The organism is Cochleicola gelatinilyticus (assembly GCF_001637325.1).
Classification (GTDB): Bacteria; Bacteroidota; Bacteroidia; order Flavobacteriales; family Flavobacteriaceae; genus Cochleicola; species Cochleicola gelatinilyticus.
Genome location: NZ_LRXL01000028.1, coordinates 1 through 639, shown reverse-complemented (window position 1 = coordinate 639; position 639 = coordinate 1). Strand labels below are relative to the sequence as shown.

The window sequence follows — 639 nt, the reverse complement described above, 5'->3', positions numbered from 1 at the left end:
CTTTCTACTACCTCTAAAAGTAATTCTGTAGTGCTGTAACAACCCGTGGACTGATCAAACAAACGAACATACACTCTCTGAGAAAAAGGAACATCATTTAAATACGGACTTGGTAAGGGTTCAACACCATTTTGTGCATCTGGAAGGGTATAGTGATAACTTACCACTAAACTCCCTGAAGGATTACCACCTACTACCTGGCTATCAGCATCGGTTAGAGTGAAACTACCAAAGCCATCATTGTCATCATCACAATACACCAAAGCAGAAGGTTCAAAAATTACCGGAGGGGGCGTCACCACCAGATCGAAAGAACCTGTAGCATAACATCCTGTTATATTATGCTCCACGCGTACCCACACCAACTCTCCGCTACTTGTATATGGATTGCCTAAAGGGGTTCCTGGAAGCTCAGCATCTGCTTGACTCGCATAATACGTGACACTCACTCCAAGACTTCCACCAGAAATCTCACTACTTTGTGCATTGAGATCGAAATCTGCCATTCCATCACCATCATTGTCACATTCTGTATAAGCAACTGGAATATCCGTAAATGGAACTTGTCCCAATACCAACGAAAAACTCCCGACCGTAACACAGCCCGCAGAATTAATAGCTCGAACCCAAATTAGAACC

Annotated in this window: 1 pseudogene; it reads right to left on the bottom strand. The window is 43.3% G+C overall.

The features are described from left to right. Positions 1 to 639, bottom strand: a pseudogene (locus ULVI_RS15545) (hypothetical protein); the annotation flags it as partial.